Source organism: Blautia hansenii DSM 20583 (assembly GCF_002222595.2).
Lineage (GTDB): Bacteria > Bacillota > Clostridia > Lachnospirales > Lachnospiraceae > Blautia > Blautia hansenii.
Map to the genome: position 1 here is coordinate 41,265 of NZ_CP022413.2, position 13,918 is coordinate 55,182.

15 protein-coding genes are annotated in these 13,918 nt (G+C 36.0%); 9 read left to right on the plus strand and 6 right to left on the minus strand.

All coding sequences use genetic code 11. The features are described 5' to 3' along the window. Window positions 1-10: 10 nt before the first annotated feature. The 3 genes from CGC63_RS00210 to CGC63_RS00220 are packed head-to-tail and all read left to right on the plus strand — an operon-like array spanning window position 11 to window position 2,584. Window positions 11-709, plus strand: coding sequence for an N-acetylmannosamine-6-phosphate 2-epimerase (locus CGC63_RS00210; RefSeq protein WP_003021723.1), 699 nt, complete (start codon window positions 11-13; stop codon window positions 707-709). Window positions 710-735: 26 nt separating this feature from the next. Then, complete coding sequence (locus CGC63_RS00215) at window positions 736-1,662, plus strand: dihydrodipicolinate synthase family protein (RefSeq protein WP_003021720.1); 927 nt, start codon at window positions 736-738, stop codon at window positions 1,660-1,662. 37 nt (window positions 1,663-1,699) lie between these two features. After that, entirely contained in the window at window positions 1,700-2,584 is an 885-nt protein-coding gene (locus tag CGC63_RS00220; protein WP_003021717.1) for an ROK family protein, read from the plus strand. A 65-nt stretch (window positions 2,585-2,649) separates the two neighbouring features. On the opposite strand, the gene CGC63_RS00225 is transcribed toward CGC63_RS00220, so the two are convergent. The 3 genes from CGC63_RS00225 to CGC63_RS00235 form a co-directional block, all read right to left on the minus strand. After that, window positions 2,650-3,192, minus strand: coding sequence for an NADH peroxidase (locus tag CGC63_RS00225; RefSeq protein WP_003021715.1), 543 nt, complete (start codon window positions 3,190-3,192; stop codon window positions 2,650-2,652). A gap of 118 nt (window positions 3,193-3,310) precedes the next feature. Continuing rightward, the gene (locus CGC63_RS00230) at window positions 3,311-3,718 is read right to left on the minus strand and encodes a Fur family transcriptional regulator (protein WP_003021711.1); all 408 of its coding nucleotides are present in this window, start codon (window positions 3,716-3,718) and stop codon (window positions 3,311-3,313) included. A 205-nt stretch (window positions 3,719-3,923) separates the two neighbouring features. Further along, window positions 3,924-4,466 carry an NADH peroxidase gene (locus tag CGC63_RS00235; RefSeq protein ID WP_003021709.1) on the minus strand — a complete coding sequence of 181 codons (543 nt, stop codon included), beginning with the start codon at window positions 4,464-4,466 and terminating at the stop codon, window positions 3,924-3,926. A 353-nt stretch (window positions 4,467-4,819) separates the two neighbouring features. On the opposite strand from CGC63_RS00235, the gene trhA reads away from it, so the two are divergent. Beyond that, window positions 4,820-5,482, plus strand: coding sequence for a PAQR family membrane homeostasis protein TrhA (gene trhA / locus CGC63_RS00240; RefSeq protein ID WP_003021703.1), 663 nt, complete (start codon window positions 4,820-4,822; stop codon window positions 5,480-5,482). Between the two features lie 113 nt (window positions 5,483-5,595). Here the strand turns inward: trhA and CGC63_RS00245 are convergent, their stop codons facing one another. Then, window positions 5,596-6,390 carry a Cof-type HAD-IIB family hydrolase gene (locus CGC63_RS00245; RefSeq protein WP_003021696.1) on the minus strand — a complete coding sequence of 265 codons (795 nt, stop codon included), beginning with the start codon at window positions 6,388-6,390 and terminating at the stop codon, window positions 5,596-5,598. Window positions 6,391-6,615: 225 nt separating this feature from the next. Here CGC63_RS00245 and spoVT point away from each other — a divergent pair, with 225 nt between their 5' ends. Next, a complete protein-coding gene (gene spoVT / locus CGC63_RS00250; RefSeq protein ID WP_003021695.1) occupies window positions 6,616-7,161 on the plus strand; it encodes a stage V sporulation protein T in 546 nt (181 codons plus the stop codon). 86 nt (window positions 7,162-7,247) lie between these two features. Here spoVT and CGC63_RS00255 read toward each other — a convergent pair whose 3' ends face one another. Continuing rightward, window positions 7,248-8,711 carry a nicotinate phosphoribosyltransferase gene (locus CGC63_RS00255; RefSeq protein WP_009247657.1) on the minus strand — a complete coding sequence of 488 codons (1,464 nt, stop codon included), beginning with the start codon at window positions 8,709-8,711 and terminating at the stop codon, window positions 7,248-7,250. A 79-nt stretch (window positions 8,712-8,790) separates the two neighbouring features. Then, a complete protein-coding gene (locus CGC63_RS00260; protein ID WP_242970501.1) occupies window positions 8,791-9,240 on the minus strand; it encodes a M15 family metallopeptidase in 450 nt (149 codons plus the stop codon). Window positions 9,241-9,707: 467 nt separating this feature from the next. Here CGC63_RS00260 and CGC63_RS00265 point away from each other — a divergent pair, with 467 nt between their 5' ends. The 4 genes from CGC63_RS00265 to CGC63_RS00280 all read left to right on the plus strand — a co-directional run bounded on the left by CGC63_RS00265 (window position 9,708) and on the right by CGC63_RS00280 (window position 13,904). After that, the gene (locus CGC63_RS00265; RefSeq protein WP_003021687.1) at window positions 9,708-9,857 is read left to right on the plus strand and encodes a hypothetical protein; all 150 of its coding nucleotides are present in this window, start codon (window positions 9,708-9,710) and stop codon (window positions 9,855-9,857) included. A 284-nt stretch (window positions 9,858-10,141) separates the two neighbouring features. Then, entirely contained in the window at window positions 10,142-10,492 is a 351-nt protein-coding gene (locus CGC63_RS00270) for a hypothetical protein (RefSeq protein ID WP_003021683.1), read from the plus strand. 87 nt (window positions 10,493-10,579) lie between these two features. Then, window positions 10,580-12,340, plus strand: a complete 1,761-nt coding sequence (locus CGC63_RS00275) for a sensor histidine kinase (RefSeq protein ID WP_040351177.1) — start codon at window positions 10,580-10,582, stop codon at window positions 12,338-12,340. Between the two features lies 1 nt (window position 12,341). After that, complete coding sequence (locus CGC63_RS00280; RefSeq protein WP_003021677.1) at window positions 12,342-13,904, plus strand: response regulator transcription factor; 1,563 nt, start codon at window positions 12,342-12,344, stop codon at window positions 13,902-13,904. The last annotated feature ends 14 nt before the right edge of the window (window positions 13,905-13,918 follow it).

Sequence of the window (13,918 nt, forward strand, 5' to 3'; positions counted from 1 at the left end):
GGAGAAAATTATGAAACAAAAGTTGGAGCAGCTTAAAGGACATTTAATTGTATCTTGCCAGGCATTACCTCATGAACCGCTGCATTCCTCTTTTATTATGGGAAGAATGGCAAAAGCAGCAGAAGAAGGAGGAGCAAAAGGAATTCGCGCCAATACGAAAGAAGATATTCTGGAAATTAAAAAGAATGTAGACCTTCCGGTAATTGGAATTGTGAAACGTGATTATGATGACAGTAAAGTTTATATTACACCTACTATGAAAGAAGTAGACGAACTGATGGAAGTGAAACCGGAAATTATCGCTGTTGATGCTACCATTGAATTAAGACCGGGTGGATTGACATTAGATGAATTTTATCATGATATTCGCAAAAAATATCCGGATCAATTATTGATGGCAGACTGTTCTACTGTGGAAGAAGCGTTGCATGCGGATGAGCTCGGATTTGATTTTATCGGAACAACTCTTGTAGGTTATACAGAGCATAGTAAGGAAGATAAAATTGAAGAGAATGATTTTGAGATTATTCGTACAATTTTAAAAAATGTAAAACATTGTGTAATTGCGGAGGGAAATATCAATACCCCTGAAAAAGCAAGGCATGTAGTAGAATTGGGCTGTTATAGCGTTGTAGTTGGTTCTATTATTACCCGTCCCCAATTAATTACAAAGTCTTTTACAGAAGAAATGAAAAAAGCAGAAATTTAAAGTGAAATTTTAAGGAGGAAAATAAAATGGCAAATTTAGAAAAATATAAAGGAATTATTCCGGCATTTTATGCTTGTTATGACGAAGAAGGTAATGTAAGTCCTGAAAGAGTTCGTGCATTGACACAGCATTTTATTGACAAAGGTGTAAAGGGAGTTTATGTAAACGGTTCTTCAGGAGAATGTATTTATCAGGGTGTAGAAGAACGTAAAATTATTATTGAAAATGTAATGGCAGTTGCAAAAGGGAAACTGACAGTTATCAATCATGTTGCATGTAACAATACAAAGGACAGCGTAGAATTGGCAAAACATTCTGAAAGTGTAGGTGTTGATGCTATTGCTTCCATTCCTCCAATTTATTTCCGTTTGCCGGAGTATTCAATTGCGGCATACTGGAATGCAATCAGCGAAGCAGCGCCAAATACAGATTTTATTATTTATAATATTCCTCAGTTAGCAGGAACGGCTCTTACTATGAGTTTGTTTGCTGAAATGATGAAAAATCCTAGGATAGTGGCTGTAAAAAATTCTTCTATGCCTACACAGGATATTCAGATGTTTAAGGCAACGGGAAAAGAGGCAAAAGGAGAGTTTGTAGTATTTAACGGACCGGATGAACAGTTTGTAGCAGGACGAGCTATTGGAGCAGATGGAGGTATTGGAGGAACTTATGGTGTAATGCCTGAGTTATTCTTGAAATTAAATGATATGATTGCAGCAGGTGAATGCGAAAAGGCAACAGAACTCCAGTATGATATTAATGAGATTATTTACAAGATGTGTTCCAGTCATGCAAATATGTATGCAGTTGCAAAAGAAATTCTTCGTATTAATGAAAATCTGGACTTGGGCGGCGTTCGTCTTCCTTTGGAGAATTTACAGGAAGCAGATAAAATGATTGCAAAAGAGGCAGCAGATATGGTAAATGCTGTTAAAGAAAAATATCTGTAGAAGATATAGATAATAGGGAAGAAAAGGAGCTGGCATTATGAAGACATATATATGTATTGATATTGGCGGGACTTCCATAAAATACGGTATAATTAAAGAAGACGGGATTTTTCTTGTTACCGGAGAAATGCCTACAGAAGCCATGAAATACGGTGGTCCGGGAATTATGAGAAAAGCGGAAGCGATTGTGGAGAAATTTTTACAGGAATATGAACCGGAAGGGATTTGTGTGTCAACAGCAGGCATGGTAGACTGTGAAAATGGTAAAATTACTTATGCAGCTCCGTTAATTCCTGATTATACAGGAACAGAAATTAAGAAAATTTTGGAAGAACGATTTCATTTACCGTGTGAAGTGGAAAATGACGTAAATTGTGCAGGATTAGCAGAAAATTTTAATGGAGCTTCAAAGGGAAGTAAAATCAGTGTTTGCTTAACCATAGGAACGGGAATAGGCGGTGCAATTCTTATAGACGGAAAGGTGTTTCACGGATTTTCCGGAAGCGGATGTGAAGTAGGGTATATGCACCTTCCGGGCGGAGAGTTTCAGGATATGGGCGCCAGCAGTATTCTTGTAAAAAAGACAGCAGAATATAAAAGTATATCACCGGAAAGTATTGACGGAAAATATGTGTTTGAACATGCAAAGAAGGGTGATATGGATTGTGTTCGTGCCATTGAGGAAATGTGTGACGTGCTGGGGATGGGAATTGCCAACATTTGCTATGTAGTAAATCCCGAAGTCGTGGTATTGGGTGGAGGGATTATGGCTCAAAAAGAATATTTGAAAGACAGGATAAGGATAAGTCTGGATAAATATCTTTTGCCTTCTGTAGCTAGATATACCTGTCTGGAATTTGCTAAAAATAAAAATCAAGCAGGAATGCTGGGAGCATTTTGTCATTTTAAAGAAAGACATTAACAAAAAAGGGCAGCCGTTGAATTTCAACGACTGCCTCTTGCTATGCGGAGGATTTACATTATAGATTAACCAAAGTATCTCTTTAAGAGACCTTCAAAAGCTTTACCGTGACGAGCTTCGTCTCTAGCCATTTCATGAACTGTGTCATGGATAGCGTCAAGGTTAGCAGCTTTAGCACGTTTTGCTAAGTCAAATTTACCGGCAGTAGCGCCGTTTTCAGCTTCAACACGCATTTCCAGGTTTTTCTTTGTGCTGTCAGTAACAACTTCACCTAATAATTCAGCGAATTTAGCAGCGTGTTCAGCTTCTTCCCAAGCAGCTTTTTCCCAGTATAAACCGATTTCAGGATATCCTTCTCTGTGAGCAACTCTAGCCATAGCTAAGTACATACCAACTTCAGAACATTCACCTTCGAAGTTTGCTCTTAAATCAGCTAAGATGTCTTCGCTAACGCCCTGAGCAACACCTACAACGTGTTCAGCAGCCCAGCTTCTTTCTTCAGACTGTTCTACAAATTTTTCAGCGCCTACGCCACAAACTGGACATTTTTCAGGAGCTGCATCGCCTTCATGAACATAACCACATACACTACATACAAATTTTTTCATAATAATAATCTCCTTTTCATTTAAATAATTTTTGCTATGAAATCTGGCATTGCCAGGTTTTTTTAAAGTAATAACAGTAATGATTACTATTTTAATTTAACATACTTGACTATATTTGTCAACTACTTTTTAATAATTCTTTTTCATTTAAACAGTCATTGCATAATCCATAAAAAGTAGTAGTCTGGTCCGTTATTCTTCCATCAATATTAGCAGCAACTTTCTTTACCATACAGTCGAACTCATTGTTTTCCACATCCTGTATACAATGGCAATGTGTGCAGATAAAATGACTGTGCGGTTTCGTATTGCAGTCAAAGCGGTCAGGGCTGTTTCCGGTAGAAATCTTTGCAATTTCACCGAGCTCCACTAAAAGTGACAGATTACGATATACAGTTCCCAGACTGATATTTGGAAATTCACGTTTAATTTCAGCATACACTTGGTCTGCAGTAGGGTGTTCCTTACATTTTTGAACATATTCCCGAATACATTCTCTTTGTCGGCTGTATTTCAAAGTAGCCATATATTCTCCTTTCTGCCAGAAAAACAACTGACGAATTAAATAATAGTAATTGTTATTGATATTATACTATCATATTGGATTAAAATAGTCAAGTATAAAAAAGAAATTTATGAAAAATAGAAAAAGGCTGCTGAATTAAGTCTTTTTCTAAAAAGAATATGCTTAATCCAACAACCTTTTGTCAGCGGAGGATTTATATTATAGATTAACCGAAGTATCTCTTTAAGAGACCTTCGAAAGATTTACCGTGACGAGCTTCGTCTCTGGCCATTTCATGAACTGTGTCATGGATAGCGTCAAGGTTAGCAGCTTTAGCACGTTTTGCTAAGTCAAATTTACCGGCAGTAGCGCCGTTTTCAGCTTCAACACGCATTTCCAGGTTTTTCTTTGTGCTGTCAGTAACAACTTCACCTAATAATTCAGCGAATTTAGCAGCGTGTTCAGCTTCTTCCCAAGCAGCTTTTTCCCAGTATAAACCGATTTCAGGATATCCTTCTCTGTGAGCAACTCTAGCCATAGCTAAGTACATACCAACTTCGGAACATTCACCTTCGAAGTTTGCTCTTAAATCAGCGGCAATATCTTCGCTAACGCCTTTTGCAACGCCTACAACATGTTCAGCAGCCCAGCTTTTTTCTTCAGACTGTTCTACAAATTTTTCAGCGCCAACGCCGCAAACCGGACATTTTTCAGGAGCTGCATCGCCTTCATGAACATAACCACATACACTACATACAAATTTTTTCATAATAATAATCTCCTTTTCATTTAAATAATTTTACTATGAAATCTGGTAAAACCAGTGTTAAAACAATAATAATAATGATTACTGTTTTAATATAATATACTTAACCAAAAAAGTCAAGTATATTTTTGAAATTGTTTTTTATGATGATGCCAGAATTAAAAGTTCTTTTCATAGTATTAGCAAAAATAAAAAAGTTAATCTTTTCCTTGATTTTTAAAAAAATAAGGTGTAGTATAATAAATATCAATAAGTAGTATTGAAAACTATTTATAAAGATAAATAAAACCATAAAAGAGCATTCGAAAGAAAAAAGTATCATATACTATCTTTATAAAAGCAAAGGAGTGACTGACATGAAACTGAAAATTAAAGACCCCGGAAGTGCAATTACCCATTTTATTGGATGTATTATGGCGATTTTAGCTGCTCTGCCGCTGCTTTGGAAAGCGGCAAGAGAGCCGGATTATATCCATATTATTGCGATGAGTATTTTTATATTGAGTATGATTTTACTATATGCGGCAAGTACGATTTATCATACGGTAAATTCAACAGAAAAGGTAAACCGCAGACTTCGCAAGCTGGACCACATGATGATTTTTATTTTAATCGCAGGGAGTTATACACCGGTTTGTCTGATTGTTTTGAAAGGAAAAACAGGATTGCTGCTGTGTGCCGCTGTGTGGATTACGGCAATTATCGGAATTATTGTAAAAGCATGCTGGATTACATGCCCCAAGTGGTTTTCTTCTGTAATTTATATTGGAATGGGCTGGCTGTGCGTATTTGCTTTTGTTCCGATTGTACATTCCCTCTCGCCGGCAGGGTTTGGATGGCTTTTGGCAGGAGGAATTATTTATACAGTAGGAGGAATTATTTATGCGCTGAAGCTTCCTATTTTTAATTCCCACCATAAAAATTTTGGTTCTCATGAGATTTTTCATCTCTTTGTAATGGGAGGAAGCGTTTGTCATTTTATTGTGATGTATTTCTTTGTAATGCCTATGCCGGCATAAGATGTGTAAAAAGAGAAAAGAATGTGGATAAAGCAGATAAAATAAAATCCTTTTGTGGATGAAATTTTATCTGCTTTTGGTTTGTAGGAGATTGCGTTATATGAAACAAAAAGTTAAATCAGTCCAAAATGTTCCATAGCTTTATAAATGCCGTCTTCTTCAACCGAAGCAGTAACATAAGAGCAAACGTCTTTAATAGGCTGTGAAGCATTTCCCATAGCGATGCTGTTTGGAACAGCTTCTAACATTGCTCTGTCATTTTCACTGTCACCGAAGACATAACAATCTTCTTTAGATTTTCCAAGATGTTCGCAAAGAAAGTCAATTCCGCTTGCTTTTGAGTAGCCTTTTTGAATGATTTCATACATATTATTAGAGCGGTCAATGCACTGGAAGTATTGAGATAAGTAAGATTTTAATTCCTCGTTTTCCGGTGTAGGAGGAAGCATTGCGAGGATTTTATCATAAGTGAGGGTATCACTGTGCAAAATGTCTTCAATATTTTCTCCTTTAATTTGGAAAAGTTTTTCCGCAGCATCAATCCATTTTTCGGCATTTGCAAGAGTATAATCAAAATAAACAGCATGAGATGCTTCGTAAAGTACAGAAACTTTATGTTCACGCAGTTTATATATAAGCTCCTTACAAAATGTATTGGTAAGTTTTTGAGAGAAAAGTTCCTTATCATGAAGAAAAATATTGATGCCGCAGCCGCAGATATAGCCATCAAAATTCAAATCGGTTATTTTTTCAGGGAGACTGGTTCTTGTTCTTCCGGTATTGATAAAGAGAAGATGTCCGTTGTCACGGGCCTTTTTTAAGGCAAGCTTTGTGCTTTCAGGCATAACTCCGGGACCTTCTGTAATCAGTGTACCGTCTATATCAAAAAATAAAAGTTTGGAAGTCATAGAAAAAACGTCCTTTCTGGTAATAGGGTTAAAATTTTGTATTCTATGGGGTATTTTAGGACAGAATGGGAATATTGTAAAGTGTTAATCAAGTCAAAATCGTATCAAAACGTGCCAAAAGATTGATACGATTGACATGATTTGATGAGTAAATGTATAAAAATTCCTTCCTGTACAGATACTATTTCCAGAAATGGAAATTTTAACAGATGGAGGAATTTTTTTATGAAAGCGACAGGAATTGTAAGAAGAATTGATGATTTAGGCCGAGTAGTAATTCCAAAGGAAATCAGAAGAACTTTAAGAATAAGAGAAAGTGACCCAATGGAAATCTTTACGGACAGAGAGGGACAGATTATTTTGAAGAAATATTCTCCTATCGGTGAGCTGAATATGTTTGCGAAAGAATATACAGAAGCGTTGGCACAGGCAGCAGGCTGTATTGCATGTATCGCAGATAAGGATCAGATTATTGCAGCGGCAGGAAACGGATGGAGAGAATATGAGCAGAAAACCATTAGTAGAGAACTGGAAGAACAGATTTCAGATAGAAAAAATATTTGTGCCGCAGAGCAAAAAGAATTTATCAGAATTATCGAGGGAGACAAAATGGAATATGCGTCTCAGGTAGTATGGACAATTACCTGTGCGGGAGATGCAGTTGGTGCAGTGATTATTTTGGAAAAAGAGGGTGGTCGTAAGTTTACGGATACAGAACCAAAATTGGCACAGGCAGCAGCAGGATTTCTGGGGAGACAGATGGAACAATAGTAAAAATAAGATAGATAAAATTCAGCCATAGAGCGGTGCGTTGACGTGAGCGGTTGCTTATGGCTGAATTTTTAATAAATTTTTTCTTATTCAATAGAAGCCTGTCCGACTTTTTTTAAAAGGTCTGATTTTATTTGATAAAGCTCATCAGACAAATCTACATAAACCTCCTGTGGGTTGGCAAAACGTCTTGTTTCATCCCATAAAGTATTTAACTCTTTGCGGCAGATTTCCTGAATTTCCATGACGGAAGGTGAGGTATAAACACATTCTCCTTTCAGGAATACCGGTATGAGAAGCTCTCGTAAAGTGTATGAGCCGCCCGGAATTTTTGTCTTTTTCCATGTGGCAATAGGATCAAAAATAATCATATCTTCATCAGGATTAAATACTTCGTGTTCCATACAGATTAAATCAGCACGGATTTTTCCGGTTTGCTTATCATAAATTCTTTGAATAGTTTTATTTCCCGGATTTGTGATTTTTTCAATGTTTTCGGAAAGCTTGATTTTCGGTATAAAATCAGCATCATCTTTATTCTTAATAGCAGCCAATTTGTAAACACCGCCAAAAGCCGGATTATCATTACAGGTAATCAGATTTGTTCCTACTCCCCATGAATTGATTTTTGCGCCCTGAGCTTTTAAGCTTTCAATTAAATATTCGTCAAGGTCGCTGGAAGCGGAAATAATAGCATCTTCAAAACCGGCGTCAGACAACATTTTATAAGCTTGTTTGGACAGGTATGCCAAGTCACCGCTGTCAATGCGAATACCATAGCCTTTTAAATCAATACCGGAGTCTCTCATTTCTTTAAATACACGAATGGCATTAGGGACACCGGAATTTAAAACATCATAAGTATCTACTAATAAAATACAGGCATTTGGATAAAGCTGGGCATAGGTTTTAAATGCTGTGTATTCGTCAGGAAAACTCATAATCCAACTGTGGGCGTGAGTTCCTTTTACAGGAACTTGGAACATCTGTCCTGTAAGTACGTTGGAAGTACCGATGCAGCCGCCGATAACAGCGGCTCTTGCGCCATAGAGTCCTGCATCAGGTCCTTGTGCACGGCGAAGTCCAAATTCCATAATGCCATCGCCTTTTGCTGCGTAAACAACACGGGAAGCTTTTGTGGCAATCAGACTTTGATGGTTCAGCAGATTTAAAATAGCTGTTTCAATTAACTGAGCTTCCATAACAGGTGCAATTACTTTTAAGAGAGGTTCTCTTGGGAAGACAACCGTTCCTTCGGGAACAGCATAAATATCACCTGTGAAATGAAAGCCTCTTAAATATTCCAGAAAGTCTGTATCGAAAATTTTCAGGCTTTTTAAATAATCGATGTCATCCGGGGAGAAATGGAGGTCACGCACATATTCAATAATTTGCTCCAATCCAGCAGCAATGGCATATCCGCCGCCACAGGGATTTTTCCTGTAAAAGGCATCGAAAACAACAATTTGGTCTGTGGGATTTTTGAAATATCCCTGCATCATAGTCAGTTCATATAAATCAGTCAATAATGTCAGATTTAAAGCTCTCATATCATAGCGCTCCTTTGCATTTTGTGCAATCAGCTTGTTTTGCACTTTGTGCAGATATTATACCACGTGCGCAGAAGAATTAAAAGGTTTGTGTTAACTTCATTCCGTGATATTCCTCTAAAGTAAGTCCTGTAAGAGAAAGATATAGGGAAAGTGTTTTGCCTACAAACCGAATATGCCATGGCTCAAATGGATATCCGGTAATATGCTCTTTTCGTTTGGGATAGCGTAGGATAAAGCCATGAATGGGTGCATGTGCTTTTAACCATTTTCCTTCTTTTGTATCAGAGAAGCTTTCTTCTAATTCAAAGTTTAAAGAAGGGCAGGAAACGTCAAGGGCAAGACCGCTTTGGTGTTCGCTGGTTCCCGGAGCTGCCACAGCCGTACTATTTCTTTTTAAGGCATTTTCATATAATTGCTTTTGACTTAGATAAGAACGATATCCGGAAACACCTACGAGAGAAATATGGTCTAAGGAAGCCTGTTCAAATAAAGCCTTTGCTGCTGTGGCAGCGTCAATATCCAGCATTTTGCGTTCCTCATTGGCGGAGGGGGCAAAGGGGATTTTTGCAGTTGTAAGGTGAGTCGGTATATAATCAAATGCTAAAGGGACAGAAGGGTTAATAAGCTGCGTATAGGAAAACATAGAATAAGCACCTGCCTTTTTATAGTAAGTACAAGATATGCGGGTAACGGGAAAAATAGAACTAAAATTTCTATATTTTTCTTAAAATAGAGAAATATAGAAAATAGAATTTCAAAATGCTCTTTAGTATGATAAGACAAAAGAGAAAAAATAAGAAAAATGCCTAAAAAATAAGGCTGAAAAGGGGCTGAAACAGAAAAAATAATTTTGAGCATATTACTACATTGAAGTGGGAAAAGTCAAAAGGGAGAAGTGTTATTGGACATATTGATGAATGAAACAGAAAGTGCTATCATACGCATTGTAAAAGATAAATATATTTTAATTGAAAAGGAAAAGAGGCAATCGCTATGGAAGCAAATGCAAACGTAGTAAATAAGAAAAAAAGTTTTAAGGAAAAATTTCATGATTATATGATGGGAATGTCAAAAATTGTACCATTTGGATTGAATGATAAGGAAGACAAGTATTATCACAGCATTTTTAATTATGATAAATAAGAGATAAAAACAAGGGAAGATAGGGCTGAAAAGTCGCTGTCTTCTTTTTTTGCTTTATTTCTTGTTTTTAGTATACTCGTTTTTGACAATGAAATCTACTCGGAAAAATACACAAAAATCCATAGAATGTAACCTATGCTTTTTTGGGAACAATGTCAATGGATTTTAAAATCTCTCCATGCTAAAATATCTGCAATGGTAAGCTATTCAATATCGTATACCGCATCATTTAAGCTTATTCCATTATCTATATTATTATTATTATAGTTATTAGGAGGTACAGTATGAACGATACGAAGATTGATGCAATGTTTGAAATATTGCAAACCATTACAAAAGATATAACTGATATGAAAAAAGATATAACTGATATGAAAAAAGACATGACCGACATGAAAAAGGATATCCTAGGATTAAAAGAAGAAACAAGGGATATAAGGCTTCATATTGAAAATGTAACGGACAAAAACATATCTTTACTGGCAGAAAATTATTGTAATCTAGTTCAAAAGCTAGATGAAAATAACAAAGTGACAGACAATCAATTAGCATATCAGATTAAAGTGAATTATTTAATTTCTGACATGGAAAAGGTGAAACAGGAAGTGGCAGAAATTAAAAAACGCATTTCATAATGTGTTACAAATACCTCCCGGTGAGCGGTTTGGTTCGCTGACCTGGGAGGATTTTTAAATTTTATTTATTTACGAGGGGGAAACACATTGAAAAAGATAAAGCAATATAGGCTAAAAGGGATTTACTATCGCAGTTTTATGGTTTTAATTGTAATCCCAATTCTCATTGTATTTATTGCAGCAATTTTTATTATTCGTCAAATGATGGAAGATTCTGCTATACGGAATATTGAACGTGTGCAGAAAAATATGTGTATGAATTTGGAAAATGAAATCCAAGATGCAGCTTTAAGGCTATCGCATTTTTTATATGTAAATGATGGTACAATTACAAAGGCAGCAGCGAAAACAGACACTTATGATATGGAAAAAAAGAGGGTGTTGTCAAAGGAATTAGACAGATATTTTAATTTTGCCATGTGTCCCATAGAGGATATTGCAGCGGCAACTTTTTTTATGAAAAACGGAAATTATACCAATTTAAAAGAAGATTTTTCTATTTCTATGGCAGAAATCAAAGGAGCAGATTGGTATGTACAAGCGTTGAAAGAGAAGAACAAAGTCTCTGTAGGAAGTTTTAACAAAAAAATCACATCATCGAAATATGGTCAAAATCCTTTTTATATTGCAGTAGCAATTTCACCGGACATTCGGGTAGATCAGTCGGGACGTATTGAAACAGCTATGTTAATCGTTGTATCTGATTTAGAGAAAACCATAAAATCGGATACAAAGGATGATTCTCTTGGAAATACGATTTTATTAGATGAGAAAAATGAGGTTTTATATGATCCGGAAGGAAAAGCAGACCTTATTAAAGGCAGGGAAATAAAGGATGGACAATATAAATTTAAAGAAGAGAAAACAGGGAAATCCTATGTGGCAGTAGCTAGGTCTGTAACAGGTACAAAGTGGCGTGTTGTGAACGTAGTGCGAGCAAGAAAAATAACAGGAGCTTTTTTGCGTACAGCAAGTATTATGCTTGTGATAATTGCTGCGTTAATGTTGCTTTTTAATATATTTTCACATTATTTTTTGAAAAATATTATTCATCCGGTTAATGATATTATCCAAGGCTTAAAAGTAGTACAGACAGGAAACTTAGATGTTCATATTACACCAAAGGGACAATCAGAAATCCGTAACATGATTCATTCCTTTAACCAAATGGTGAGACGGTTAAAGATACTGATTAAAGAGAATGAGCAACAGCAGTTAAAGAAGCAAGAGGCGGAAATGAAGGCTTTACAGTCACAGATAAATCCACATTTTCTGGTAAATTCTTTAAGTTCTATTCGATTTATGGCGCAGGTTTCCAGATTTGAGGGGATTCGAAAAATGGCAGAAGCATTGATAAAAATATTGTCCTGTTCTTTTCGAAGTAATCAGAGTACCTATACAATTAGAGAAGAACTGGAGATGCTTGATAGTTTTATCTTCCTTATGAGTATTCGTTATTCTGATGGCTTTCAATTTGAAAAAGAAGTGGATGAAAAATGCTTAGATTATCAAATTCCCAGACTGATTTTGCAGCCTTTAGTAGAAAATTCTATTGTTCATGCTTTTACAGAGAAAGAGGATATAGGGGTAATTAAAGTATCTGTATATGAAGATACGGAATGGATTTATTTAACTGTAGAAGATAATGGAAAAGGAATTTCAGAAGCACAAAAAAAACGGATTTTCAGCGAGGAAGAAAAGGAAGATAATTATAGTATTGGAATCAGAAATGTTTATACCAGATTAAAGTTAAATTATGGAGAGGATAGCAAGTTCGTTATAGATAGCAGAGAAGGCTCTTATACGAAGACGAAAATTGCGCTTAAAAAGAAAGTGGTGGACAAGTGAGATGAAAAAGCTATTAATTGTAGATGATGATGCTTTAATCAGAGCAACACTACACACAATTGTGGATTGGAATGAGTTGGGGTATGAAGTTGCAGGAGATGCACAAAATGGTGAGCAGGCGCTGCAAATATTAAAGAAAGAACAGATAGATTTAGTATTTACAGATATGAAAATGCCTGTTATGGATGGAATAGGGTTGATGCAGCAGATTAATCAAATGGAAAAAAAGCCTCAGATTGTGGCATTAAGTGGCTATGATGATTTTAGCTTAGTACGCAGTGCCTTTAAGCTGGGGGCATTTGATTATGTTCTGAAAGAGGATATCTGCGAAAAGGGCATTACTGAATTAATCAAAAAGATTGATCCTGTAATAAAAAAAGAAGAAGTGCCCTTATACAGTGGAAAAAAGGAAGAAGAAGCCTTTTTAAAGGATATTTTATTAGGGCGTGTAATTCCTGTGAAAAAGGGAAGACTATTTGAGGAAAATTATGTGCTGGCAGCATTTGAAATCGACGAGTTTAAAGAAAATACAGTACGATTTCAAAGCTCCTTTGAAGAATATCTTGTAAAGCCAATGGTAAATATTGCACAGCAGATACCGAGAATTGCCAATAAATGTGTTTTTATTTCCTTGTCACCGGGGCTTTATTTCTTATATATACCTATGCCAGAGGGAACTTCTCCGATTGTTTCTGAAACGATTGTTTCTCTTTGCAAACAGCTAAAAAGCGTATGGAATAATTATATGAATTTGCCTGTTTCAGTAGGAATAAGCAGAGTGGGAAGAAGTTCGGAGGATTTCTGTCACTGTTTGCTTGACACAGAAAATCAGTTGAAATTGCGTTATCTGGTTGGCAAAGGGAGTATTAATTTCTATGGACAAAAGGGAAGAATTTTGCCTGAAAAAGCTTATGAGAGACAGAAATTCTATGAAGATATCATTCAAGCCTTACAGGATGGAGATTTAGTAAAGCTGGAGGAGCAAAAACGTATTTTATTAAGGCAATTAACGGACATGGCAGAAGAGGATGCAAGGAAAGAATGTCTGTATCTTGTATGGTTTATTGCTCTTATGATGAGAGAGAATGAAGATAGTATTTGGTCTTTGTTTCTGGGGGAAGTAAATTATTATGAAAAAATAGGACGTATTGCGGATGGAGGAAGTCTGGCAATATGGACCAATAATTACATTAGTTATGTAGCCGATTATATTGTGAATACATACGATAGAAACCAGATGGATTTATTTCAAAAAGCACGAAGATTTATTATGGATAATTATGCAAATCCGGAGCTTACATTGGGCAGTACAGCAGCTTATGTGGGACTAAACGAAAAATACTTCAGTTCTTGCTTTACAAAAGAAATCGGAAATACGTTCAGTAACTTTCTGACAGAAATCAGAATGGAAAATGCCAGAGAACTGCTTCGTACTACGGATATGAAAATGTATGAAATCAGTGAAAGAGTAGGTTACAACAGCGTAGAGCATTTTAACAGAATGTTTAAGAAGGTGTGCGGTGTAAGTCCCAGTGTGTATAAAAGACAAATTTTGCAAATCTAACGATACGTCAAGAA

Bases quoted from the DNA above. Each gene is read 5' to 3' on its own strand.
- spoVT (WP_003021695.1), top strand. From the start codon at position 6,616: ATGAAAGCGACAGGAATTGTAAGAAGAATTGATGATTTAGGCCGAGTA.
- CGC63_RS00210 (WP_003021723.1), top strand. From the start codon at position 11: ATGAAACAAAAGTTGGAGCAGCTTAAAGGACATTTAATTGTATCTTGC.
- CGC63_RS00230 (WP_003021711.1), bottom strand. From the start codon at position 3,718: ATGGCTACTTTGAAATACAGCCGACAAAGAGAATGTATTCGGGAATAT.
- CGC63_RS00245 (WP_003021696.1), bottom strand. From the start codon at position 6,390: ATGACTTCCAAACTTTTATTTTTTGATATAGACGGTACACTGATTACA.
- CGC63_RS00255 (WP_009247657.1), bottom strand. From the start codon at position 8,711: ATGAGAGCTTTAAATCTGACATTATTGACTGATTTATATGAACTGACT.
- CGC63_RS00260 (WP_242970501.1), bottom strand. From the start codon at position 9,240: ATGCTGGATATTGACGCTGCCACAGCAGCAAAGGCTTTATTTGAACAG.
- CGC63_RS00225 (WP_003021715.1), bottom strand. From the start codon at position 3,192: ATGAAAAAATTTGTATGTAGTGTATGTGGTTATGTTCATGAAGGCGAT.
- CGC63_RS00235 (WP_003021709.1), bottom strand. From the start codon at position 4,466: ATGAAAAAATTTGTATGTAGTGTATGTGGTTATGTTCATGAAGGCGAT.
- CGC63_RS00280 (WP_003021677.1), top strand. From the start codon at position 12,342: ATGAAAAAGCTATTAATTGTAGATGATGATGCTTTAATCAGAGCAACA.
- CGC63_RS00265 (WP_003021687.1), top strand. From the start codon at position 9,708: ATGGAAGCAAATGCAAACGTAGTAAATAAGAAAAAAAGTTTTAAGGAA.
- CGC63_RS00220 (WP_003021717.1), top strand. From the start codon at position 1,700: ATGAAGACATATATATGTATTGATATTGGCGGGACTTCCATAAAATAC.
- CGC63_RS00270 (WP_003021683.1), top strand. From the start codon at position 10,142: ATGAACGATACGAAGATTGATGCAATGTTTGAAATATTGCAAACCATT.
- trhA (WP_003021703.1), top strand. From the start codon at position 4,820: ATGAAACTGAAAATTAAAGACCCCGGAAGTGCAATTACCCATTTTATT.
- CGC63_RS00215 (WP_003021720.1), top strand. From the start codon at position 736: ATGGCAAATTTAGAAAAATATAAAGGAATTATTCCGGCATTTTATGCT.